Annotated in this window: 22 protein-coding genes and 2 pseudogenes; 15 read left to right on the forward strand and 9 right to left on the reverse strand. The window is 64.6% G+C overall.

Going from position 1 to position 21,514, the window contains the following annotated elements; translation table 11 throughout:
- Positions 1-47 precede the first annotated feature (47 nt).
- Both NO887_RS05820 and NO887_RS05825 read left to right on the forward strand, forming a co-directional pair.
- The gene (locus tag NO887_RS05820) at positions 48-1,067 is read left to right on the forward strand and encodes an ABC transporter ATP-binding protein (RefSeq protein WP_256417517.1); all 1,020 of its coding nucleotides are present in this window, start codon (positions 48-50) and stop codon (positions 1,065-1,067) included.
- The gene (locus NO887_RS05825) at positions 1,064-1,894 is read left to right on the forward strand and encodes an ABC transporter permease subunit (RefSeq protein ID WP_256417518.1); all 831 of its coding nucleotides are present in this window, start codon (positions 1,064-1,066) and stop codon (positions 1,892-1,894) included. The genes NO887_RS05820 and NO887_RS05825 overlap by 4 nt, the downstream gene beginning before the upstream one ends.
- Positions 1,895-1,923: 29 nt before the next feature.
- Here the strand turns inward: NO887_RS05825 and NO887_RS05830 are convergent, their stop codons facing one another.
- The 3 genes from NO887_RS05830 to NO887_RS05840 form a co-directional block, all read right to left on the reverse strand.
- Positions 1,924-3,801, reverse strand: coding sequence for an ATP-binding protein (locus tag NO887_RS05830; RefSeq protein WP_256417519.1), 1,878 nt, complete (start codon positions 3,799-3,801; stop codon positions 1,924-1,926).
- Positions 3,802-3,879: 78 nt separating this feature from the next.
- The gene (locus tag NO887_RS05835) at positions 3,880-4,233 is read right to left on the reverse strand and encodes a DUF8022 family protein (protein WP_256417520.1); all 354 of its coding nucleotides are present in this window, start codon (positions 4,231-4,233) and stop codon (positions 3,880-3,882) included.
- Complete coding sequence (locus tag NO887_RS05840) at positions 4,233-5,777, reverse strand: acyl-CoA carboxylase subunit beta (RefSeq protein WP_256417521.1); 1,545 nt, start codon at positions 5,775-5,777, stop codon at positions 4,233-4,235. Before NO887_RS05840 ends, NO887_RS05835 begins: the two co-directional genes overlap by 1 nt.
- 311 nt (positions 5,778-6,088) lie before the next feature.
- Between NO887_RS05840 and NO887_RS05845 the strand changes: the two genes are divergently transcribed.
- Genes NO887_RS05845 through rpl12p form a run of 3 tightly spaced genes read left to right on the forward strand, consistent with a single transcriptional unit; the run spans position 6,089 to position 8,127 of the window.
- Positions 6,089-6,727, forward strand: coding sequence for a 50S ribosomal protein L1 (locus NO887_RS05845; RefSeq protein ID WP_256417522.1), 639 nt, complete (start codon positions 6,089-6,091; stop codon positions 6,725-6,727).
- The gene (locus tag NO887_RS05850) at positions 6,724-7,767 is read left to right on the forward strand and encodes a 50S ribosomal protein L10 (RefSeq protein ID WP_256417523.1); all 1,044 of its coding nucleotides are present in this window, start codon (positions 6,724-6,726) and stop codon (positions 7,765-7,767) included. The genes NO887_RS05845 and NO887_RS05850 overlap by 4 nt, the downstream gene beginning before the upstream one ends.
- A gap of 18 nt (positions 7,768-7,785) precedes the next feature.
- On the forward strand, positions 7,786-8,127 hold the full coding sequence (rpl12p, locus tag NO887_RS05855; protein ID WP_256417524.1) for a 50S ribosomal protein P1: 342 nt from the start codon (positions 7,786-7,788) through the stop codon (positions 8,125-8,127).
- A gap of 142 nt (positions 8,128-8,269) precedes the next feature.
- Here rpl12p and NO887_RS05860 read toward each other — a convergent pair whose 3' ends face one another.
- Positions 8,270-8,524, reverse strand: coding sequence for a hypothetical protein (locus NO887_RS05860; protein ID WP_256417525.1), 255 nt, complete (start codon positions 8,522-8,524; stop codon positions 8,270-8,272).
- 100 nt (positions 8,525-8,624) lie between these two features.
- Positions 8,625-9,086 carry a hypothetical protein gene (locus NO887_RS05865; RefSeq protein WP_256417526.1) on the reverse strand — a complete coding sequence of 154 codons (462 nt, stop codon included), beginning with the start codon at positions 9,084-9,086 and terminating at the stop codon, positions 8,625-8,627.
- A gap of 152 nt (positions 9,087-9,238) precedes the next feature.
- Between NO887_RS05865 and NO887_RS05870 the strand changes: the two genes are divergently transcribed.
- The gene (locus NO887_RS05870; protein ID WP_256417527.1) at positions 9,239-9,430 is read left to right on the forward strand and encodes a hypothetical protein; all 192 of its coding nucleotides are present in this window, start codon (positions 9,239-9,241) and stop codon (positions 9,428-9,430) included.
- 86 nt (positions 9,431-9,516) lie between these two features.
- Positions 9,517-9,735: a DUF7472 family protein gene (locus NO887_RS05875; protein WP_256417528.1), complete on the forward strand. Its 219-nt coding sequence runs from the start codon at positions 9,517-9,519 to the stop codon at positions 9,733-9,735.
- Positions 9,736-9,840: 105 nt separating this feature from the next.
- On the opposite strand, the gene NO887_RS05880 is transcribed toward NO887_RS05875, so the two are convergent.
- Positions 9,841-11,103 carry a DNA primase gene (locus NO887_RS05880; RefSeq protein ID WP_256417529.1) on the reverse strand — a complete coding sequence of 421 codons (1,263 nt, stop codon included), beginning with the start codon at positions 11,101-11,103 and terminating at the stop codon, positions 9,841-9,843.
- Positions 11,104-11,190: 87 nt separating this feature from the next.
- Positions 11,191-11,859 carry an HVO_2922 family protein gene (locus tag NO887_RS05885; RefSeq protein ID WP_256417530.1) on the reverse strand — a complete coding sequence of 223 codons (669 nt, stop codon included), beginning with the start codon at positions 11,857-11,859 and terminating at the stop codon, positions 11,191-11,193.
- A gap of 97 nt (positions 11,860-11,956) precedes the next feature.
- Here NO887_RS05885 and NO887_RS18650 point away from each other — a divergent pair, with 97 nt between their 5' ends.
- The 6 genes and pseudogenes from NO887_RS18650 to NO887_RS05915 form a co-directional block, all read left to right on the forward strand.
- Complete coding sequence (locus NO887_RS18650; protein WP_379811706.1) at positions 11,957-12,298, forward strand: DUF8107 family protein; 342 nt, start codon at positions 11,957-11,959, stop codon at positions 12,296-12,298.
- Positions 12,299-12,401: 103 nt separating this feature from the next.
- Positions 12,402-13,079, forward strand: a complete 678-nt coding sequence (gene upp, locus NO887_RS05895; protein ID WP_256417531.1) for a uracil phosphoribosyltransferase — start codon at positions 12,402-12,404, stop codon at positions 13,077-13,079.
- A gap of 75 nt (positions 13,080-13,154) precedes the next feature.
- Positions 13,155-13,367 (forward strand): DUF7569 family protein, encoded by a 213-nt coding sequence (locus NO887_RS05900; protein ID WP_256417532.1) that lies wholly within the window; start codon positions 13,155-13,157, stop codon positions 13,365-13,367.
- Between the two features lie 85 nt (positions 13,368-13,452).
- Positions 13,453-14,736, forward strand: a complete 1,284-nt coding sequence (thrC, locus tag NO887_RS05905) for a threonine synthase (protein ID WP_256417533.1) — start codon at positions 13,453-13,455, stop codon at positions 14,734-14,736.
- Positions 14,737-15,172: 436 nt separating this feature from the next.
- Positions 15,173-16,318: pseudogene (locus NO887_RS05910) on the forward strand (PAS domain-containing protein); the annotation flags it as partial.
- A gap of 54 nt (positions 16,319-16,372) precedes the next feature.
- Positions 16,373-16,960, forward strand: a pseudogene (locus NO887_RS05915) (sensor histidine kinase); the annotation flags it as partial.
- Between the two features lie 185 nt (positions 16,961-17,145).
- Here the strand turns inward: NO887_RS05915 and NO887_RS05920 are convergent.
- Both NO887_RS05920 and NO887_RS05925 read right to left on the reverse strand, forming a co-directional pair.
- Positions 17,146-17,772: a CocE/NonD family hydrolase gene (locus NO887_RS05920; RefSeq protein WP_256417534.1), complete on the reverse strand. Its 627-nt coding sequence runs from the start codon at positions 17,770-17,772 to the stop codon at positions 17,146-17,148.
- A gap of 52 nt (positions 17,773-17,824) precedes the next feature.
- Complete coding sequence (locus NO887_RS05925; RefSeq protein WP_256417535.1) at positions 17,825-18,223, reverse strand: DUF5778 family protein; 399 nt, start codon at positions 18,221-18,223, stop codon at positions 17,825-17,827.
- Positions 18,224-18,813: 590 nt separating this feature from the next.
- On the opposite strand from NO887_RS05925, the gene NO887_RS05930 reads away from it, so the two are divergent.
- Together NO887_RS05930 and NO887_RS05935 are read left to right on the forward strand one after the other, a co-directional pair.
- Entirely contained in the window at positions 18,814-19,581 is a 768-nt protein-coding gene (locus NO887_RS05930; protein WP_256417536.1) for an IclR family transcriptional regulator, read from the forward strand.
- A gap of 169 nt (positions 19,582-19,750) precedes the next feature.
- On the forward strand, positions 19,751-21,478 hold the full coding sequence (locus NO887_RS05935) for a Na+/H+ antiporter NhaC family protein (protein WP_256417537.1): 1,728 nt from the start codon (positions 19,751-19,753) through the stop codon (positions 21,476-21,478).
- Positions 21,479-21,514: the final 36 nt, after the last annotated feature.

A 21,514-nucleotide genomic window follows, 5' to 3' on the forward strand; every position in this document is an offset into this window, starting at 1 on the left:
ATTCGACCCACAACCCTTTATCGGGTGACGCGGGAACGGACGTGTATATGACCGCCATCGAACTGCGGGGCGTGACGAAGGAATTTGCCGACGTCACGGCCGTACGGGACCTCGATTTAACCATCGAGGAGGGGGAGGTGTACGGCTTCCTCGGCCCGAACGGGGCCGGAAAGTCGACGACCATCGACATGGTGCTCGACCTCGTCCGACCGACGGAAGGGACCGTGTCCGTGCTCGGACGCGACGCCACCGACGAGGGCGTCGAGATCCGCCGCCGGACCGGCGTTCTTCCGGACGGGTTCTCCGTGTACGACCGGCTTACCGGGCGGAAGCACGTTGAGTTCGCGATCCGGTCGAAATCGGTCGATGATGAGCCGGACTCGCTCTTGGAGCGCGTCGGACTCCTCGCCGACGCCGACCGCAAGGCGGGTGGCTACTCCAAGGGGATGCGCCAGCGGCTCGCGCTGGCGATGGCGCTCGTCGGCGACCCTGACCTGCTGATCCTCGACGAGCCCTCCTCCGGGCTCGACCCGGCGGGCGCAAAGGAGATGCGCGAGATCGTCCGCACGGAGTCCGACCGGGGCGCGACGGTCTTCTTCTCGTCGCATGTGCTCGAACAGGTCGACGCCGTCTGTGACCGAGTCGGCATCCTCCGCGACGGCGAGCTCGTCGCCGAGGACTCCGTCGAAGGCCTCCGCGACGCCGTCGGCAGCGAAGAGACACTTGAGATCGCCGTCGACGCGGGCGAAACGGCCGACGCGCTCGACGACGCCGTCGAGGCGGTGCTGGCTCTCGACGGGGTCAGCCGCGTCGACCGCGCCGGCGACACCCTCGTCGTGGACTGTGCCGACGGCGCGAAGACGCGGGTCATCGCGGCAGTCGAGGACGCCGGCGTCGCAGTCAACGACTTCCACACTCGCGAGGCGTCGCTCGAAGACCTCTTCTTGGCGTACACCGAGGGTGACGCGCCGTCGCCAGCGGCCGACGCCGAGATGCGCGGCGCGGCAGGCGATGCGGCGACGGACGCCCCCGACGCGACCACAGACGCCGACGAGGTGGACGGATGAGCCTCGTCGCCGTCGCGGAGAAGGACTTCCACGACGCGGTCCGCTCGCGGGGGATGGCGATCCTCGTGGCGCTGTTCTCGCTGCTCGTCGCGATATTCGCGTTCGTGATCCGCCCGAGCGGGCAAGGCGAGCAGTTCGCGACCGAGCTGCTCTTGCGCTTCTTCGTCGGGCCCTTCCTGGTGACGACGCTCGTCCCGCTCGTCGGCGTCGTGGTCGGGTACAACGCGGTCAGCGGCGAGCGCGAGTCCGGCTCGCTCAAACTGCTCCTGTCGCTGCCGCACTCGCGGGCCGACGTGGTCTTCGGCAAGGTCGTCGGTCGCGGCGCGGCGCTGTCGCTCGCGGTCGGTGCCGGGTTCCTCCTGCCCGCGATCGTCTTGGCGGGACTTTCGTGGACGGACCAGATTGCGGCGTTCAACGCCGGCTCCTACCTCGGATACACGGTGTTCGCCGCCGTTCTCGGCGTCGTCTTCGTCGCCATCGCGGTCGGCTGTTCGGCCGCCGCGTCGACGCAGCGACGGGCGCTGATCGGCGGCGTGTCGATCTACGTCCTCTTCGTGCTGCTGTGGGGCGCGATCACCGGACAGGTGCTCGGAGCCGCGAGTCCCATCGTCGACCCGCTTCCGTTTTCGACGGCACAGATCCGGACGTTCCTCCAAGTCGCAAACCCCACCGCCGGCGTCGAGGTACTGACGAACGCGTTCCTCGGTGGACAGCTGTTCACCGGCGACACGGTCAACCAACAGATCTCCGCGGCGTCGATGCTCGTGTTCTGGGCGCTCGCGCCGCCGCTCGTCGGTCTCTGGAAGTTCGACACGGACGACCTCTAGACCTAGACGCCGTCTCCGAGGGAGCGTTCCTACTCCAACACGACCAACACGTCGCCCATGTCGACGCTGTCGCCCTCGGCGACGTGTACGCTCGCGACGGTGCCGCCGCGCTCGGCGACCACGTCGTTTTCCATCTTCATCGCCTCCAGTACGCAGACCACGTCGCCGGCGGCGACCTCGTCTCCCTCGCTCACATCGACAGAGAGGATCGTCCCTTGCATCTCGGCTTCGACCGCCTCGCCGCCCTCTGCCACGTCCACGTCGTCGTCTCCGTCGTCGTCGGTCGCCTGCGGCGGGCGCTGTGTGGAACCGCTCCCGCCACTCTCGGGCGTCGGAATCGGCCGCGCGCCGCGCTCTTCGAGTTCCACCTCGAAGCGCTTCCCGTTCACCTCGACGGTGAACTCGCGTTCGGTCACCTCCTCGTCGTCGTCAGAGTCGCTCTCCGTCTCCGTGCCCCATCGATTTTGCGCGTCAGCGACTAGGTCCGGGTCGAGCTCCTCGTCGAGGTATTTCGTCGTGTGAATCCCGTCGACGAACTGCTCGTCGTCGAGCATGAGCCGGTGGAACGGGACGATCGTGACGACGCCGTCGATGTCGTACTCGGCGAGCGCGCGCTTCGACCGGGCGAGACACTCCTCGCGGTCCGCGCCCCAGACGATCAGCTTCGCGATCATCGAGTCGTAGTCGGTGACAATCTCGTCGCCCTGACGGAGCGCGTCGTCGACGCGGACGCCGATCCCGCCCGGCGGGTCGTACGTGTCGAGCGACCCCTCGTTCGCGGGCTGGAACTCCTCTGCGGCGTTCTCGGCGTTGATCCGGAACTCGATCGCGTGTCCGTCCAGTTCCACCTCGTCCTGCGAGACCGACAAGCCCTCGCCGCTCGCGACGCGGAGCTGCTCTTTGACTATGTCTATCCCCGTCAGCTCTTCCGTGACGGTGTGTTCGACCTGAATTCGGGTGTTGACTTCGAGGAAGTAGAAGGGCGTGTCCGGCCCGAGTGGCTCCGTCGGATCGCGGTCGGGGTCCTCCTCGACGAGGAACTCCACCGTTCCGGCGTTGGTGTAGTCGGCGGCGGCGACGCCGCGGCGGGCGGCCTCGCCGATCCGCTCGCGTAACTCGTCCGAGAGAGCCGGGGAGGGACCCTCCTCGATTACCTTTTGGTGGCGGCGCTGGAGCGAGCAGTCGCGCTCGCCGAGGTGGACCACATCACTCTCGTCGAGGGGGGTCTCGTCCTCACCGCCTTCGGCGGTCGGATCGTCCGCGACGATCTGGACCTCCACGTGTCGGGGGGTCTCCAAGTAGCGCTCCAGGTAGACGGAGTCGTTCGAGAAGTACGCCTCGCCCTCGCGTTTCGCCGATTCGAGCGCGTCGGCCGCCTCGTCGGCGCTCTCGACAACCTTCATTCCGCGGCCACCGCCGCCGCCCTCGGCTTTGATCGCGACCGGGTAGCCGTGCTCGTCTCCGAACTCGCGGACCGCCTCGGGTTCGGTGACGGGCTCCGTCGTTCCGGGGACGATCGGCACGTCGGCGTCAGCCATTACCCGGCGAGCGTGGGTCTTCTCGCCGAGCCGTTCCATCGCGTCGCTCGACGGCCCGACCCACGTGATTCCGTCAGCGGCCTCGACCCGCGCCGCGAAGTCGGCGTTCTCGGCGAGGAAGCCGTAGCCGGGGTGGATCGCGTCGGCGTCGGCAGCGCGTGCCGCCTCGACGACCGCCTCGCCGTCGAGGTACGAATCTGCCGCGCGCGCCGGGCCGACGTTGTACGCCTCGTCCGCGTACCGGACGTGGCCGCCGTGTTTGTCGGCGTCGCTGTACACGGCGACGGTGTCGACGCCGAGCTCCGCACAGGCGCGCATCACCCGCACCGCGATCTCTCCGCGGTTCGCGACGAGAACCTTGTCGAACATTCCTGCGGGAGTCTTCCACGATAACCCACCTCATTCTGTCGGTCCGTGCCGGCGACAGACTCGGCCCAGACGCCGAACTCAGAACCGCTCAGCGCGCCCGGCGGCGGTCCACGCGTCCGTCGGGACGCCCTCCGGGACGCGGACACGCCGGCCCTGTAAGCGATCGATCCGCCCGACGAACGACCACCGCTCTTCGTCCCAGTCGTCCGAGCCGTCGCTCTCGGCGGCCGCAGCTGCCGCGGCTGCCTCACCGTCGCGGAGGTGAGCGGCGACGGCCGCCACGATCGCGGCGGTCTCCGCGTCGTCGGCGTTCTCGGGGATCGTCAGCCCGGCGAGACCGTCATCCGCCGTCGGAGTCGGTCCGTCCGCCTCGCGTTCCTCTGCGTCGTCCGTCTCGCTCTCCTCCGAGTCGTCCGGCGTGTTCACCGCCATCAGATCGGAATGTTCCCGTGTTTCTTGTCGGGCTGATCCGAGCGCTTCCCCTTCAGCATCTGGAGGTCGGATATCAGGCGGGCGCGGGTCTCCGTGGGCTCGATCACGTCGTCGATGAAGCCGCGGTCCGCGGCGCTGTACGGGTTCGCGAACTCCTCGCGGTACTCGTCTATCAGCTCCTGTCTGCGCGCGTCCGGGTCATCGGCCGCGGCCAGTTCTTCTCTGTAGAGGACGTTGACAGCCCCCTTCGGTCCCATCACCGCGATCTCCGCCGTCGGCCACGCGTAGTTCACGTCGCCGCCGATGTGTTTCGAGGACATCACGCAGTAGGCACCGCCGTACGCCTTCCGGGTGATGACGGTGAGAAGCGGGACCGTCGCCTCAGAGAAGGCGTACAGAAGCTTCGCGCCGTGACGGATGATCCCGTTGTGCTCTTGGTCGGTCCCGGGCATGAAGCCGGGAACGTCCTCGAAGGTGACGATGGGGATGTTAAAGGCGTCACAGAAGCGGACGAACCGCGCGCCCTTCTGGCTCGATTCGATGTCGAGCGTGCCGGCGTTCACTCGGGGGTTGTTGGCGACGACGCCGACCGAGTGGCCGTCGAGCCGGCCGAAGCCGACGACGATGTTCTTCGCGAAGTTCTCCTGTACCTCGAAGAAGGACCCCTCGTCAACGACGCTGCCGATCACGTCCTTCATGTCGTACGGCTTGCGAGGCGCGTCGGGGACGATCTCCGCGAGATCGTCGTCCGCGCGCTCGGGGTCGTCCCACGGCTCTACGCGCGGCGGGTCCTCGACGTTGTTGGCGGGGAGGTACGAGAGCAGCCGTGCGATGTTGTCGAGCGCGTCCTCCTCGCTCTCCTCGGCGAAGTGCGCCACGCCGGAGGTCGACGAGTGGGTGACCGCGCCGCCGAGTTCCTCGAAGCTCACCTCCTCGCCGGTGACCGTCTCGATGACATCCGGGCCGGTGATGAACATGTGGGAGGTGTCTTTCACCATGAACGTGAAGTCCGTGATCGCCGGAGAGTACACCGCGCCGCCGGCGCACGGCCCCATGATCGCCGAGATCTGGGGAATCACGCCGGAGGCCTCGGTGTTACGCCGGAATATCTCGGCGAAGCCGCCGAGCGAGGCGACGCCCTCTTGGATCCGAGCGCCCGCGGAGTCGTTGAGCCCGACGACGGGCGCGCCCACATCCATCGCCTTGTCCATCACCTTGCACACCTTCTCCGCGAACACCTCGCCGAGCGAGCCGCCGAAGACGGTGAAGTCGTGTGCGAAAACGAACGTCTTTCGCCCGTTCACCTCACCGTACCCCGTCACGACCCCGTCGCCGGGAATCTGCTGTTCTTCCATCCCGAAGGTGTGGTTCCGGTGCGTGCGGAAGCGGTCGAACTCGTGGAACGTTCCGTCGTCGAGGAAGTAGTCGATGCGCTCGCGCGCGGTCATTTTCCCCTTCTCGTGTTGGGATTCGATCCGGTCTTCGCCGCCGCCTTTCGCCGCGCGCTCGCGCCGCTCGCGGAGGTCGTCGATGCGGTCGTCCATCGTCACGCCGGACCACCCTGAGTCATTACCTCGACGGTCACGAAGCGGCGTCAAAAGGATTCCCCTCTCCGACGTTTTCGGGATCGACGTTCGTCGAGTATCGGCACCACCGAGAACGTTGCCGTCGGAAGCGCCGCCAGTTCGGCGAGCGATCGATCCGCCGCCGATCGGTCATCACAGCCCCTGTCTTCGGTTCACACGCGGGGCTTCGGTTCGACGCTTTTAAACCTCCGATGGACCACTCTTCGGTGAGACAGGCTTCGCCTGTTTCACTGACCCGTAGGAGCGACCTGCGTACTACGGAGGTGAAAATGGCAGACACAATACAAGAGGCCGTGACCCTCGCACTCGACGATGCCCCCGAGCGGAACTTCCGCGAGACAGTGGACATCGCTATCAACCTGCGAGACCTCGACCTCAACGATCCGTCGAACCGCATCGACGAGTCCGTCGTGCTGCCGGCTGGAACGGGGCAGGAGACACAGATCGTCGTCTTCGCGGAGGGCGAAACCGCCGTCCGCGCAGAGGAGGTCGCTGACGAAGTACTCGACAGCGATGACCTCGAAGACTTAGGAGACGACGACGACCGCGCTAAGGATCTGGCCGACGAGACCGACTTCTTCGTCGCCGAAGCCAACCTGATGCAGGACATCGGTCGGTACCTCGGTACCGTCCTCGGTCCGCGCGGGAAGATGCCTACCCCACTGCAGCCGGACGACGACATCGTCGACACCGTCAACCGGATGAAAAACACCGTGCAGCTCCGGTCTCGCGACCGGCGCACGTTCCACACCCGCGTCGGTGCCGAAGACATGGGTGCCGAAGCGATTTCGGACAACATCGACGTCATCATCCGGCGACTCGAAGCGGACCTTGAGAAAGGGCCGCTCAACATCGACGGGATCTTCGTGAAGACCACGATGGGTCCCGCAAAGGAGGTACCCGTATGAGCTCGGTCCGGAAGACCGAGACGATCCCGCAGTGGAAGCGCGAGGAAGTCGACGAACTCGTCGACTTCATCGACTCGTTCAACTCCGTCGGGATCGTTGGCGTCGCCGGCATTCCGAGCCGCCAGCTCCAAGCCATGCGCCGCGAGCTTCACGGCTCCGCAGACGTTCGGATGAGCCGCAACACGCTCACCGTTCGCGCGCTCGAAGAAGTCGACCAAGGCGTCGAGGAGCTGACCCAGTACATCTCGGGTCAGGTCGCGCTCATCGGCACGAACGACAACCCGTTCGGCCTCTTCAAGCAACTCGAAGCGTCGAAGACCCCCGCCCCCATCAACGCGGGCGAGGTCGCCCCCAACGATGTCGTCATCCCCGAGGGTGACACCGGCGTCGACCCGGGACCGTTCGTCGGGGAACTCCAGACGATCGGCGCGGCCGCGCGCATCCAAGACGGCTCGATCATGGTCACCGAGGACTCGAAGGTCCTCGAAGAGGGCGAGGTCGTCGACGACGACCTCGCGAACGTCCTGACTGAACTCGGCATCGAGCCGAAGGAAGTCGGGCTCGACCTGAAGGGCGTCTACTCCGAGGGCGTCCTGTTCGAGCCGGACGAGCTCGAAATCGATGTCGACGAGTACGAGGCTGACATCCAGGCCGCCGCGGCCGCCGCGCGCAACCTCTCTGTCAACGCCGCGTACCCGACGGCAGCCACCGCCGGCACCCTTCTCGCGAAGGCGTCCGGCGAGGCCAAGTCCGTCGGACTGTTCGCGGAGATCGAGAGCCCGGACGTCGTGCCCGACCTCATCGGGAAGGCTGACGCCCAGCTCCGCGCGCTCGCGGCGCAGATCGACGACGAGGAGGCGCTCCCCGAGGAGCTGCAGGGCGTCGAAGCCGCCCCGGCCCCGGAGACGGACGACGGCGACGAGGAACAGGCGGAGGAAGACACAGAGGACGCGAACAACACCGAGGACACCGCCGATGCCGACACCGACGAGGACGACGGCGACGACGGCGGCGACGGCCTCGGTGCGATGTTCGGCTAACACTACGAGGACACACCAATGGAATACGTTTACGCTGCGCTCATCCTGAACGAGACTGGCGAAGAGATCAACGAAGACAACATCACCGGCGTGCTTGAAGCCGCCGGCGTCGACGTCGAGGAATCCCGCGTCAAGGCGCTCGTCGCCGCGCTGGAAGACGTCGACATCGAGGAAGCCATCGAGACGGCCGCCGCGGCTCCTGCCGCCGGCGCGGCCGCCAGTGGCTCCGCGGACGACAGCGCGTCGGACGACGACGGCGAGGAGGAGGCCGACGAAGCCGACGCCGAAGAGGAAGCCGACGACGGAGACGACGAAGAAGACGACGACGGCGGCGAAGGCCTCGGCGAGCTGTTCGGCTGAGACCGGACCTACCCCACGTCATCTCGACGTTCGTCGAGACGCGTTTCGAATTCTCTCATTTTCGCGCCCGCGAGCGACGGTCACACCGACGAGCGACACGCTCGTACGTGACTCACAAGCCACCGATCGCCGCCGATATCAGTCAATCGTCGGCCGGCTCGTGGTACTCCTCGGCCGAGCGGTGGTACCGCTCCGCCGGTGACCGGGCCCCCGTGTAGAGTCGCACGTCGGGGAACAGCAGGAGTACGCCGAGCACCGTCAGCGCGCCCCCGACGAGAAGTGCCCACCCCCAGCCGGTGAATATTTCGACGGTGAACTGGAGCGCCCAGACGGCGGCAGCGACCGCGAGGACGCTCACGGCGAATCCGGCGCTCACCTCCGCAGAGTCGGTCGTCATGACTGACTATTCTCCTTATCGGGAATAAGCTATCGCCGCCAGTTATTGACTATGAGAACTAAGGCAAAGGGCGGAGTGAGCGGACACCAGCGTGACCGAGTTAGGCGTCCGTTTCGAGCCGTTCGGAGGGGTCGACCGCCGTCGCGACCTCTTCGCTGTGGTTCACGGCGAGTCCGACACCGACGATCGCGCCGTACGCGGCGATCGCGAGCCAGCCGTAGCCGACGACCGTGAGTCCGTCGGGGCTCATCCCGCCGAGCACCCAGCCGAACGACACCGCGGCCCACGCGGCGAGCGCGACGACGTAGAGATTCAGCGGCGTCCCCGTGACCGAATTTCGCTCGAATCGCTCGATCCGTTCATCGGTCGCGTCCGCCTCGACGGCCTCGTCCCGCCGAGCGAACATCCCCGCGGCGACGATCGTGCCAGCCGCGGCGACGGCGAACCAGGCGTACCCGACGACCGGAATCGCCACCGAGATGACGCCGAGCGCCCACAGCGCAGTGAAGCCGCCGCCGATCACCGCGAGCGCACAGTACCCACGAAAGCACTGCGTTATCATGTGCCTCATATAAGATAAGATATTATACTGAGGTGTTATAAAATCACCGGCGAGCCGTCGCGTCACTCTCCCACCGCGGTTCAACGGCCGACAGTATCTCGAGTGATAACGAGGCCCGCGAGTTTTTACACTACTCACCGGAACTACGAGCAATGAACATTGTCGACGGCGACAGGATTGAGTGCGATCGGTGTGAGTCGGTGTTCCCGATCGAGGACGTTTCGCTGCTCGAAAAAGAGACGAACCGCGACTATGAGCGCGTGCTCTGTGCGGCGTGTCTCGGTGTCGTCGGCGTCCCCAAGGGGTACACGCTCCGTCGCGACATCAGTCACCTCGCGGGATGAGCCGTCGAGTTCTCCGATCGGACCGCCTCGCTCGCCGCTGCCTTCCCATCGAAGTGCTTTTTTAGCGGCGAGGGAAACTCGCGGGCATGGAAATCGACGCGGAACTCCGCCGGCAGATCACGGTCTCGCTGCTGGCGGCCGCGGTATTCATCCTCGGGCTGGTCGGTATCGGTGTAACCTTCGGCGGCTCGGCCGCCCTGCCCGAGGCCGGCGCTATCGCGCTCGTCGCACTGCTTGCCGGATTCGTCCTGCTGATGGCACTCGTCGGCGCGTACCTCATCCGCGCGAAAGATGAGGACGCCTGAGCGGGCTACAAATTTTCAGTCCGATTTCGCGGACGCAGATCGCAACTCAACGCTGAGTCTCACAGCGACCGCTCACAACTTTGATTTCGCCGGTCGTCTGCGCTCTCACCGATCGGTCAGGTCGTTCTCGCCGACATCGCCACCAGCCTCGTCGCGGGAGGACTCATCGTCTCCGTCACCGTCGCCTTCGTGTTGCTCGCGCCAGTCGGTAATCTCGTCGGCCGCCGCCACGCGCTTCTCGTAGTACGCGAGGGGATCGGCGGCCACCTTCATGTGGTCGTTCTCGTTGTGACAGATCCCGTAGTTGGCGAGGGTTTCGCAGGTCGGCGGCGGGTACTGCGTCCCGCGGTCGTCTCGTAGATACTCGGTCTGGTAGCGGATCCCCTCCGCGTCGAGACTCGTGTCGGCACAGAAGGCGACGACCTCGTCGGGCGTCATCCCGATCCCGACGAGAAACGCCATCAGCGCGAACGACTCCGGCGGAGACAGCTCCGCGTCCCGCTCGGCCTTCTCGATCAGGTTCGTCATGCACGGCGGGAACAGATCGGGGGCGACGACATCTATCGGCCCAGCGTACGTTCGCTCGGAGAGCAACCGCTTGAGGTCGGCCACGCCGGATTCCAACTCCGCGGCGATCTCACTGTCGTCGGCCAGCTCGAAGGGGAGCCCCTCTCGGACGCGGTCCTCGACGGCGGATTCGATCGCGCGCAGCAGGTCGTCGCGAGAGAGACGGACTGCGCCGTCGGCGAGCGCCCGGTTGACGAGTCGCCAAGACTCCCCCCACGCCGGCGACGTAAGGTCGAGGTACGACCCCACAGCGATCCGGTAGTGGTTACCCGTAGACCCTGTGTTTCCGCCGCTCATGCCCTCGCTCGCACCGCCGCCGATCCCGTTACCGCCCACACCTCCGCCGCCGATCCCGTTACCGCCGATCGAGGCGGTCGCCTCTGACCGCACCGCGTCGTCGAGGTCGAACTCGGTCAGCACGTCGGCGAGGGAGACGGTCGGCGTCGACACCGACTGCAGTTCGTCGTCGGTCGCGAGATCCTCGCGGATCCGATCCATCGCAGTCGCCGCCTCCGCGGCCGCGTACTTCTCGATTGCGGGCTCGGAGTCGAGAAGCGACACGAGGATCCGCGCGATCGGGTACGAGAGCAGCTCCGCCTGCGTGTCGTAGGCCGAATCGGCGGGGAACGGCCCACTCTCCGACTCGATCGTCCCGTCGAGTAAGGCGCGCTCGACGCGCTCGCGGGCGCGTTCGACCGCTGGCGCGTCCGCTCCGACGAGTTCCGGCAGCGACACCGCCGCGTCGGCGACGGCCTCGCGGGCGCTCGCGAAGAACGGGTACTTGGCGTCGAGCACGTCCATGTCCGCTCCGAGGTAGCAACGGCCGGCGAATAAGCGGTGCGGTCCGCGGCGGGCAGCTGTGGTCCGCGCGGGGGCGTCCCCGAGAGGCTACTCGTCGTCCGCGTCGGCGTCGTCGGCTTCCTCGACAGGTGCGCCCGGCGCGTTCGACTTCACGCTTCGGAGCCCCTGTTTCGCCTTCTGTTTTGAGGCGTATCCTTGGCCGCCGTCAGCGATGATGTTGCCGTTGTCGTGGCGGAGTCGCCAGCGCCACTCGTCCGCGTTGTCGGTGAACAGCTCGAATGTCGCGCTGCTTCCCCCCTCCTCGGGCGGTTCCTCGTCGCTGTCGACGTCGATCACGTGGCTCCCGGGCGCGTTCCGCTGGACGCTCTCGATACCAGACCGCGCGTCGCGTTTGTCGCTGTACCCCTCTCCGCCGTCGGCAATAATGTTGCCGTTGTCGTGGCGGAGCCGCCAGCGCCACTGGTCCGCGCTGTCGGCGTACAGCTCGAACGTTGCCTTGCTGGCGACGGCGTCGTCGTCTATCTCGCCGTCGGCCTCGCGCCATTCCATCTCTACCTCGAAGTGAACGGTTTCTCCGTCGCGTTCGAGTTCGACTTCGACGTCCGGCTCCGCCGCCGGGTCGACCGTCACCGTTCCCGCCTCGTCGACGGGGACGGGCTCGCCGCGGCGGAGCGCGCGAGCGATCCGTCGGAAGTACGTCGCCATCGCCTGTCGGCTCCGCGACTGCCGCGACTCGTGGACCGTTTCGTCTGTCATACGTGCTCACATCACACTCAGAACACAAAACGCTATGGCTGCGCCCCCGTTCGGACGCACGGACAGAGCTAAGTGGCGCTCTCTCGGCTGTCGACGTATGAGCGAGGAGTCGGAGGGTGAAGGATCGAGGGAGGCTCGTGAGAGTGTCGCAGAGCCGAAGGCGGTCGATGAAGACGACGAGTCGAAGGCGAACGGTGGAGACGAGCCGAAGCCGACCCGCGAAGACGACGAGGAGACGAAGGGGATCCGCGAGGGTGTCGAGGAGTCGACCGGCGACCCACGCCTCGTCGTGCTGTTGAACGCCGTGCTGTCGACGTGGCTCGCGTGGACGGCCGTGTGGGGGCTCGATCTGCTTGCCGTCGTCGACTACAGCCTCACCAACGTCGGTACTCTCGCGCTCGTGATCTTCGCGCTGACGTACGCCGTTGTGCTGCGGTGACTCCGCCCCCGCGGCGGAGACGGCCGCCGCGCGCACCACCTCGTCCGTGCGGTCGGCCGCGGTTCGCCATCTTTTAACGCTAACGCGTCCCGACATTCGGGCAATGACCATCGAAGACCGCGACGACGCGCACCTCATCACGCACGCGCTGGCGACGGACACCCTCTCGCGGCTCCGAAATGTCGAGACCGAACAGGTTGCGTTCCGCAAGGGACTGGTGAAACTTGGCCGTATCTGCGGCTACGAGATCATCGACGGCGCGATGGAGACGGAGTACGTCCCGGTCCAGACGCCGCTCGAAGAGACGACCGGCGAGCGCGTGAAAGGACTCGACGACGTGGTGATCATCAACGTCCTCCGCGCGGCGACCCCCTTCGTCGAGGGGCTGCTCAAGGCGTTCCCCCGCGCGAAACAGGGCGTCATCTCCGCCGGCCGCGACGAGGAGGCGGGGATGACCGCCGACGGCGAGTTCCCGATCACCATCGACTACGTGAAGCTACCGGAGATCCGCCCCGACGACACCGTGATCGTCGCCGACCCGATGCTCGCGACCGGTTCCACGATGTGCGCGGTCCTCGAACACGTGCTCTCGGAGGCCGACGACTTCGAGGACCTGTTCGTGCTCTCCGCGGTCTCCGCGCCCGACGGACTCGTCCGCGTGAGCGAGGCGGTCCCCGAGGCCGACCTGTTGACGGTCGCCATCGACGACCGTCTCGACGACGATGGGTTCATCGTTCCCGGCCTCGGCGATGCCGGCGACCGCGCGTTTCGGACCGTCTGAGCCTCCCCCGCCGCCGCGTGCTCCGACGGCATCGCACCGACGTACATTTAAGAACCGTCCCCGAGAGCGATCGGTATGAGCAACGCGGCGGCGAACGAGCCCTGTGACGCCTGTGGCGACCCCACGACGGACGCGCTCGCGCGGACCGTCCGGCTGAGCGTCGACCGCGCGAACATCGACACCCAGCGGCTCTGCCCCGACTGCTTCGCCGACTGGATCCGGCGGTATCAAGACCGGATGGCCGGCGGCGACAGCGACGGCGGCGACTCGGAGATAATCGTCGATTAACTCGCGCCGCGACGCGGGCGCTTCCGCTGGCAACGCCCGACTGGACCGCCCATCTTAAGCCCCGGGGGCACGGACGCCGAGGCAAATGGATCTCGCCATCGACGCGCCGGTTCCGACGGCACCAGACTGCGCCGCCGACGGCACGTGGCTCGCCTGCATCGAATGCGACGAGACGTTCGCGCCCTTCGAAGATGTCCGATACACCTGCGACGAGTGCGACGGACTGCTCGAAGTGCGCTACGACGATCCGCCGACGTTCGACGAGTTCGGTGCGGGCGCGCCGACCGACGGCCCCGACCGCGGCGTCTGGCGCTACCGCGAGGGACTCCCCTTCGATCTGGGCGTGACACTGCCCGAGGGCGACACGCCGCTCCACCGCGTCCCACGCATCGAGGAGTCCGTCGGGGTCGCCGCGCTGCGGATCAAACACGAGGGGATGAACCCCACCGGCTCGTTCAAAGACCGCGGCATGACGGTCGGTGTCCGCGTCGCCAAGGAACTCGGCGTCGGCGCGCTCGCCTGTGCGTCCACCGGCAACACCTCTGCGGCGCTCGCGGCCTACGGCGGCCGCGGCGATATGGAGACGCTCGTGCTCCTCCCGCAGGGGAAAGTCGCGGCCGGGAAGGTCGCACAGGCGAGCCTCCACGGCGCGCGCATCCTCGAAGTCGACGGTAACTTCGACGCCTGTCTCGACATCGTGCAGGAACTCGCTGCCCGCGGAGAGGCGTACCTGCTCAACTCCCTGAACCCCTTCCGGCTGGAGGGCCAGAAGACGATCGGTTTCGAGATCTTAGAGGAGTTTTACGCCGACTACGGAACGTTCCCCGACCGGATCGTCCTCCCCGTCGGCAACGCCGGCAACACCGCGGCGCTGTACAAGGGGTTCCGCGAACTCGTCCAGTCCGGCGCGCTCTCGGTCGATGAGGTCCCGAAACTTACCGGCGTGCAGGCCGCCGGAGCCGCGCCGATGGTCGAGGCGATCGAGGCGGGCAACGACGAGATCCGCCGCTGGGAGGAAGTCGAGACGCGCGCGACCGCGATCCGCATCGGCAACCCGGTCAACGCGCCGAAGGCGATCCCGGGGATCAGGAACACCGGCGGCACCGCCGTCGCCGTCGAAGACGACGAGATCACCGACGCACAGCGCGATCTCGCCGAGGAGGGCGTCGGCGTCGAGCCCGCTTCCGCCGCGAGCCTCGCGGGGCTCAGGAAGCTCCGCCGCGAGGGCGTCGTTGCCGACGACGAACGGGTCGTCTGCCTGACGACCGGCCACCTGTTGAAGGACCCGGACGCCGCTTACGCGGCCGGCGGCGACCCCGAACCCGTCCCGAACGATGTCGATGCCGTGGTCGAGCACTTGGAGGAGTGATCACGGACTCACCATTGCAGGAAACTCTCCCGGCTGGGGGAGACACAGGATGTTGATGATATAGTGCGAGCGCATACCCCCGTCTTCAGGCGCGGGAGGAGGTCAATGACTGTGGGAGTGGATGTTGCAGACCACCGCCCTCGACGAAATATTTAATTAACCATGCGGTGCCGCGAGGAGCCCGCGAGGGACGCCGCGATCGCCTTTATAAGGCGCGAGTAGCGAGGCTGGGGCGGCGTGAGGCTGCGGGGCGGTCGGGGGGAGTCAAAGGGGCAGGCGCGAGGACGAAGGCAGCCGTAGTAAGATCCCAACTCAGCGGTGCGGTGCCGTGAAATTTCCGCGACTTCAGGCGTGGGAGGATGTCAACTGTGGCGGATCTTCTGGTCTGACTACTATTTCGGGTTCATTTATGCTTCTTCAACAATATGAATCTTCTATGGCAACATCCCCGTTGGGTGAAATTGCCCCATTCAATATCGATGATCAGCGTATGTCGGTTCTTCTCGTTGATGACGACGAAGCGTTGGTCGACATGTCGTCGGCGTTCCTAGAACGTGAGGTTGACAATATCGAAACCACGACGCTCACTGATCCGGAAGCCGTTCTCGACGAACTCGTCGGGGAGAAGTACGACTGTATCGTGAGCGATTTCGATATGCCGGGGCTAGATGGCTTGGAGCTACTCAGTACACTTCGTGAAGAGGGGATCGAAATTCCGTTCGTACTTTTTACTGGCAAGGGAAGCGAAGAAATCGCCAGCCAAGCTATTACCGCAGGTGTCGACGAATATCTCCAGAAAGGAGGCCCCGAGGAGTATCCGGTTTTGGCAAACAAGATAGAGAATCTCGTCGAAAAGCACTGGGCAGAGACCCAAGTTCAGCGTGGCTTTCTAGCGATTGAATCTGCTGAAGAGGGCATCGGTATCATCGACGAGGACGGCGTCTATCAGTATATGAACGACGCCTACGCGCAGGTGTACAATCAAGACCGTTCTGACTTAATCGGGGAACATTGGGATATGCTGTACCCGCCGGAAGAGACGAAACGGTTTCACGAAGATATCCTCCCCGAACTCGAAACAACCGGTTCGTGGAGTGGTGTTTCGACCGGGGTGACAAAGCAGGGTACCCCTGTGCCTGAGAGGCTGGTCCTCACACAAATGAACAGCGGTGGTCACGTCTGTATTGTTCAAGAACTCGATAAGAACGACGAACTTGAAGCAGATCTCGCACTGAAGAATCAAGCCCTTGATGCAGCTGGTCTCGGGGTTGTTATCACTGATGCCACTCAGGAAGACAACCCAATTATTTACTTGAACAGAGGATTCGAGGAGCTGACTGGCTACGAAGAAGAAGAGGTATTGGGGCAGAACTGCCGGTTTTTGCAAGGTGAAGAGACGGCCCCAGATACAGTCGATACGATTCGAAATGCAGTTGATGAGGGTACGTCGATATCAACGGAAATTCGCAACTACCGTGCTGATGGAGAACCATTCTGGAATTTCCTTGAGATATTCCCGATCAAAGATGAGATGGGGGACGTAACGAACTTTGTTGGATTTCAGCGTGAGATCACCGACCGCCGAGCGTATACCACTAAAATCGAAGGACAACTCGACTGGCTCGGGGAATTTGGAAACGTCCTATCGCATGATTTGAAGACGCCACTCTCCGTCATTCAGGGAAACATTGAACTCGCAAAGAATCACTATAAGACTGAACAATTGGATGATGCGCTGGAGGCAGCTGATCGTCTGGAGGCCCTTGTTGAAGACTTGGCGAACGTGATGCAGCAAGGAGATCTGGTTGGTGACATTGAGTCGGTGGAACTCAACGATGTCTTCCGATCGTGGGACGCGTTCGAAACGCAACCGGAGTTGCTTGACATCCTTGACTCGAAATCAATTTTGGCAGATGAACAGGCCCTAGTCAGGTTAGCCGATAATCTCGTAAAGAATACCGTTGAACATGCCGGCACGGATACTGGAATGCGTGTCGGGACGCTCTCTGACGGCTTCTATTACGAAGACGATGGACCAGGTATCCCCGAGAACAACCGTGATGACGTGTTCAAGCCCGGATTCACGACGAAAGAAGACGGCACTGGATTTGGGATGGTGAGTATCAAACAAATCGCAATGGCACACGGCTGGAACGTTACTATCGAAACGAGTGATACTGGTGGAGTCCGATTCGAGTTCAGAGGAATTTCAGAGCCAGAATGACGCCCACCTCTTCGAATGCAATCCGGATTGAGGCTTTGTTTGAGAGGTCATCGGATTTTATCGCTATCGATGATATGACGATAGTGTTCAGCATAATCTATTTTCAGGCATTATAGGCAACACCCGCGGAGCCACACTCTTGTAAGGAATGCGGACGGCACTGGCGCGGCTACAACGAACCCGGTTCACGCCGTCCCGTTTAGTCGCGGTCCGAAAAACGCCGCCGCCGCCTCCCCGACCTCCTCGGCGCGTCCCACGAAGAAGTGGTCGGACTCGAACTCGACCGTCTCTATTCCTAACTCCTCAGCCCGCTCGACCACCGGCTCCCAGTCGGCCGTCGAGTCGCGCGTCGCGTACCAGATCCGAACGGGCACGCCGCGGTCCACGAGGTCGAAGAGCGCGGCCACGGCGTCGACGTCGGGATTCAAGCGCGCGGTCGGCGCGAGCGCGCAGACGCCTGCCAGTTCAGGATGCGCGGCGGCCGTCACGAGAGCGATCGTCGCCCCGAACGAGAAGCCGAACAGGCCGACGCGGTCGTAGCGCTCGGCCGCCCACTCCACGGCCCGGTCCGCGTCCGTGCTCTCGCCGTACCCCTCGTCCCAGTCGCCGTAATCGAACCGAAGGCAGTCGATCCCGTATTCGGCCACGGCGTCGCTCACGGCTGCCAGTCGCTCGTCGCCGCGGTGGCCGCGATGCTGAGGGTGTGGCGGACAGGCGACGACGACCCCGTTCGATCGCGTCCCGTCGGTCGCGCCGGCGTCGAGGCTGGCGCGCACGTCGCGGCCGCCGGAGATCAGAACGGTGTCAGTCACGCGTGAGTAGTGGAGAGCCGCAGTCGAGTGGGAAGTCGCAATCGAGACGCGCTCACGGAACTTGGGTCACGCGGTCGACGCCATCCAGCGCGGTCAGGTCGTCCGCGAGCGCCGCCTGATCGACGCCCGCCTCGTAGTAGAACACGATGTCGAAGGTCCCGTCTCGGAGCAGCTGCTGACACTCCCAGACGAACGCCTCGTCGTCGAGGGTCAGACCTTGGAACTGGTTCGACGAGAAGCCGGTGTCGTCGTTGCCGGCCTCGATGTACGCCTCGCCCTTGTCGGCGTGTTCGGCGATAACGTTGTTCGCCGCGACCGTCAGTTCGTGCATCTCCAAGTCCTCCTCGCCGCCGAGAGACGTGTGGACGATACAGCCGACGAGGTCGATGTCGCCCGGTTCAAGCAGGGCCTTCGTCCGCGCGTAGAGATCGGCGTCGACGGTCTCGCTCATGCCCGATAGTGTACCTCCGTTTATAAACGAATGACGGTTCTCGCGGCATCGGACGATCCTGACCGCGGACACGTCGAACGAACACTGGTCGGATCACTATCGCCGTAGTACCGTTTTCACACGCAATATTATAAAATATCAATTATACATTTGAAATTGATAGTTATGTCCTTCTAATGGACCGGAGAGATTCTGTGAACTGGTGGTGACAGGTGACTCGCCCAGAGTATCACGGATACGATGAGTCAATATTCCACGTATTCGGGAAGAATTGGATCGGTCGAGGCCGATCTACACGATCCGTCCGTCTCGTCGGCGATCCGCACACTGCCGTCAGCCCAGTGAGAATTACAAATATATGCGTGTAATACCAATCTCCGGCTTGCATAGAGTATCGGCGGTAGAATCAGCAACTATCGCCGGAATTCGGTGCTTTTGAGGCTTTGGGACCCGGTCTAGCCGATCGCTATATCTCACAGCTGTCGGCACGACGAATTCGAGTGATGTGAGAGACACGCTACCGTCTCCTCCCCTCTCGACAGATATTCTACGATACGTGGATTTATGTACCGTCGGTCGGGACGGAGCGCATGAACGAGGATAGCCAACTGCTGCGGACGACCGAAACGTCGCTCCACGTGATCGAGACGATGCGAGAGGAGGGTGAGATGACGCCCGACGAACTCGCGTCGACGCTCGACCTCTCGCGGAGTACGGTGTACAAGCACCTCCACACGCTCGGGAAGCACGGGTACGTGGTCGCCGACGGCGCGGAGTACCGGCTCGGTGGCCGGTTCTACGACATCGGGATGTTCGTCAGAAACCGCGAGAAGGTCCACGAGCTGGCGGGCAAGTACGTCGTCGAAATCGCCGATCAGGCGAACGAGGAGTCCGACTTCGGCGTCGAGGAAAATGGTCGGATCGTCACGCTCTTCGACTCGGTCGGGCCGTCGGCCCAGCCGAGCAGCCGGATCGAGAACTACGAGTACATGCACACGACCGCGATAGGGAAGGCCATTCTCGCGCGGCTCCCCGACGCTCGCGTCGACGCCGTCGTCGACCGGTGGGGGCTGCCGGCCGTCACCGACCGAGCGATCATCAGTCGGGACGCGCTCGAAGCGGAGCTGGCCGAGGTCCGCGACCGCGGGTACGCCGTCAACGACGAGGAGTCGATCCCGGGAAAGCGCGTCGCCGGCGTGGTCGCCGAGGACCCCTCCGGAGACGGGATCGGCGGGTTCACCGTGTCCGGACCGGCGTACCGAATCGAGGACACGGACCTGCATGGAGAGTTTCCGGACATCCTCGATCGCGTGGTCCCGGAGTTCGAAGCAGAACTCGCCTCACAGGACCTCGTGTGAGGCGAGGCCGAACCGTATCACTGACCCACCAACTTCGACGAACGGCGGTGAATTGTCCCAAGCGAGTGCGTGATGGCGGGAAACGCGCCGCCGTTTCGACCGAACGATCGCTTCGATTTCGGCGGACGTGAAAACAATTAAGTATCGCCTCGCTACAGGTAGGGTGCGTATGACATACCAAGCGCTCCCGTTTGCGGCGCTAGCGTTAGCGCCGCCGCTGCTCGCTATCGCCCTCGCAATGTACACCCGGCAGGTGCTCGTCTCGCTGTTCGCGGGCGTCTGGGTCGGCGCGCTACTGGTCGCCGACCTGAACCCGATCGCGGCGACGGCGCTGTCGATGGACTGGCTCGTGGAGGTGGTACGGTCGCCGTTCGACACGAAGTTCCTCATCCTCATCATGTTCATGGGGGCCGGCGCGGCGTTCATCTACAAGTCGGGGGGAATCCTCGCGCTCGAAAACTGGATCGGTCACCGGGTGAACACCGCCCGCGACTCGCAGGTGTTGACGTGGGTCATCGGCGTGTTCATCTTCTTCGACTCGTACACGAGCACGATCGTGACCGGCAACGCGACCCGCGACCTGAGCGAGGAGAACCGAAGCTCTCGCGAGATGCACGCGTACGTGCTCGACTCCACCACCTCGCCGGTCACGACGTTCGGCCCGGTCTCGAACTGGATCGGGTACCAAGTCTCCATGATAATTGTTGGGTTCGAGGCCGCTCGATTCAGTGCCGACGAACTCGGGATCACGGCGTTCGGGCTCTTCTTACAGAGCATCCCGTGGAACATCTACTGCTTCCTCGCCTTCTTCATGGTCGGCTTCATCTCGCTCACGCAGCGCTTCTACGGGCCGATGCTCGACGCCGAGTGGCGGTCGCGCTCAACGGGCCAAACCATTCGAGACGACGCGACGCCGCTGTCTGATGTTTCAACTGATGTCGGCGAGCCGAGCGAGAAGAACCCGTCTCTCGTGAACTTCTTTGCCCCGATCCTCTCGCTTCTCGTGGTCGGGCTCGTGTCGATGTGGTGGCTCGGCGGCGGGCATCAGCCGGGCGTCGATATCGCGACGGCGTTCCAAGAGACCGATGTCGCGCTCGGACTCCTGTACGGTTCCTTCGCCTTCTTGGCGGTCGGAATGATCGGCGCGCTCGGGCTCGGAACGATGGACATCGAGCAGGCGAGCGACACGGTCATCGACGGCTTCAAGACGATGATGATCGCCGCCGCGATCATCGTGCTCGCGTGGAGCATCGGGCACGCGGCGGAGCAGGTCGGCACCGCGCAGTACATCGTGGATATGATGGTCGGCAGCGGGGTGCCGGGCTCGCTGTTGCCGCTCATCGTGTTCGTCGCCGCGATGTTCATCGCGTTTACCACCGGTACCTCGTGGGGAACGATGGCTATCTTGACGCCGCTCGCGATCCCGCTCGGCTACGAGCTGGTCGGGCCGTCCGTGCTCCCCGTGTTGATGGGGGTGCTCTTCGGCGGTGCGATCTGGGGCGACCACGTCTCGCCGATCAGCGACACGACGGTCATGTCGTCGATCTTCGCCGGGTCCGATCACGTCGACCACGTGAACACGCAGATCCCGTTCGCCATGACGGCCGCGGGCGTGACGGTTGTCGCGCTGCTTTTGTACGCCGTCGGGATCACGTCCGCGTTCGTGCTCCTCCCGCTGTCCGTCGTGTTGGTCGCGGTCGCCGTGATCGGTCTGAACAAGTTCGACGCCAACCGGAAGGGGCTCCCGGAAGTGATGCCGACCGCCGACGCGATCGGTGACGACGCCGAGCGCGTCGAGGGGAGCTACGACTACCTCACGTCGCTCCCTCTGATCGCGCTCACCGTCGTCGCCGCGTACCTCGCGCTCGTGTTCGTGTTCGTGTCCTTCGGTGGGTGATTCGGCGCGGCGATCCGCTGCCGAACCCGTGCGGCG

Source organism: Halorubrum laminariae (assembly GCF_024494655.1).
Classification (GTDB): Archaea; Halobacteriota; Halobacteria; order Halobacteriales; family Haloferacaceae; genus Halorubrum; species Halorubrum laminariae.

What these genes read in the sequence shown, in the direction of transcription:
- NO887_RS05870 (WP_256417527.1), top strand. Translation starts at nt 9,239, where the DNA reads ATGAACATTGTCGACGGCGACAGGATTGAGTGCGATCGGTGTGAGTCG.
- rpl12p (WP_256417524.1), top strand. Translation starts at nt 7,786, where the DNA reads ATGGAATACGTTTACGCTGCGCTCATCCTGAACGAGACTGGCGAAGAG.
- NO887_RS05900 (WP_256417532.1), top strand. Translation starts at nt 13,155, where the DNA reads ATGAGCAACGCGGCGGCGAACGAGCCCTGTGACGCCTGTGGCGACCCC.
- NO887_RS05885 (WP_256417530.1), bottom strand. Translation starts at nt 11,859, where the DNA reads ATGACAGACGAAACGGTCCACGAGTCGCGGCAGTCGCGGAGCCGACAG.
- NO887_RS05925 (WP_256417535.1), bottom strand. Translation starts at nt 18,223, where the DNA reads ATGAGCGAGACCGTCGACGCCGATCTCTACGCGCGGACGAAGGCCCTG.
- NO887_RS18650 (WP_379811706.1), top strand. Translation starts at nt 11,957, where the DNA reads ATGAGCGAGGAGTCGGAGGGTGAAGGATCGAGGGAGGCTCGTGAGAGT.
- NO887_RS05860 (WP_256417525.1), bottom strand. Translation starts at nt 8,524, where the DNA reads ATGACGACCGACTCTGCGGAGGTGAGCGCCGGATTCGCCGTGAGCGTC.
- NO887_RS05840 (WP_256417521.1), bottom strand. Translation starts at nt 5,777, where the DNA reads ATGGACGACCGCATCGACGACCTCCGCGAGCGGCGCGAGCGCGCGGCG.
- NO887_RS05930 (WP_256417536.1), top strand. Translation starts at nt 18,814, where the DNA reads ATGAACGAGGATAGCCAACTGCTGCGGACGACCGAAACGTCGCTCCAC.
- NO887_RS05835 (WP_256417520.1), bottom strand. Translation starts at nt 4,233, where the DNA reads ATGGCGGTGAACACGCCGGACGACTCGGAGGAGAGCGAGACGGACGAC.
- NO887_RS05820 (WP_256417517.1), top strand. Translation starts at nt 48, where the DNA reads ATGACCGCCATCGAACTGCGGGGCGTGACGAAGGAATTTGCCGACGTC.
- NO887_RS05935 (WP_256417537.1), top strand. Translation starts at nt 19,751, where the DNA reads ATGACATACCAAGCGCTCCCGTTTGCGGCGCTAGCGTTAGCGCCGCCG.
- NO887_RS05865 (WP_256417526.1), bottom strand. Translation starts at nt 9,086, where the DNA reads ATGATAACGCAGTGCTTTCGTGGGTACTGTGCGCTCGCGGTGATCGGC.
- NO887_RS05830 (WP_256417519.1), bottom strand. Translation starts at nt 3,801, where the DNA reads ATGTTCGACAAGGTTCTCGTCGCGAACCGCGGAGAGATCGCGGTGCGG.
- NO887_RS05845 (WP_256417522.1), top strand. Translation starts at nt 6,089, where the DNA reads ATGGCAGACACAATACAAGAGGCCGTGACCCTCGCACTCGACGATGCC.
- upp (WP_256417531.1), top strand. Translation starts at nt 12,402, where the DNA reads ATGACCATCGAAGACCGCGACGACGCGCACCTCATCACGCACGCGCTG.
- NO887_RS05850 (WP_256417523.1), top strand. Translation starts at nt 6,724, where the DNA reads ATGAGCTCGGTCCGGAAGACCGAGACGATCCCGCAGTGGAAGCGCGAG.
- NO887_RS05880 (WP_256417529.1), bottom strand. Translation starts at nt 11,103, where the DNA reads ATGGACGTGCTCGACGCCAAGTACCCGTTCTTCGCGAGCGCCCGCGAG.
- NO887_RS05875 (WP_256417528.1), top strand. Translation starts at nt 9,517, where the DNA reads ATGGAAATCGACGCGGAACTCCGCCGGCAGATCACGGTCTCGCTGCTG.
- NO887_RS05825 (WP_256417518.1), top strand. Translation starts at nt 1,064, where the DNA reads ATGAGCCTCGTCGCCGTCGCGGAGAAGGACTTCCACGACGCGGTCCGC.
- thrC (WP_256417533.1), top strand. Translation starts at nt 13,453, where the DNA reads ATGGATCTCGCCATCGACGCGCCGGTTCCGACGGCACCAGACTGCGCC.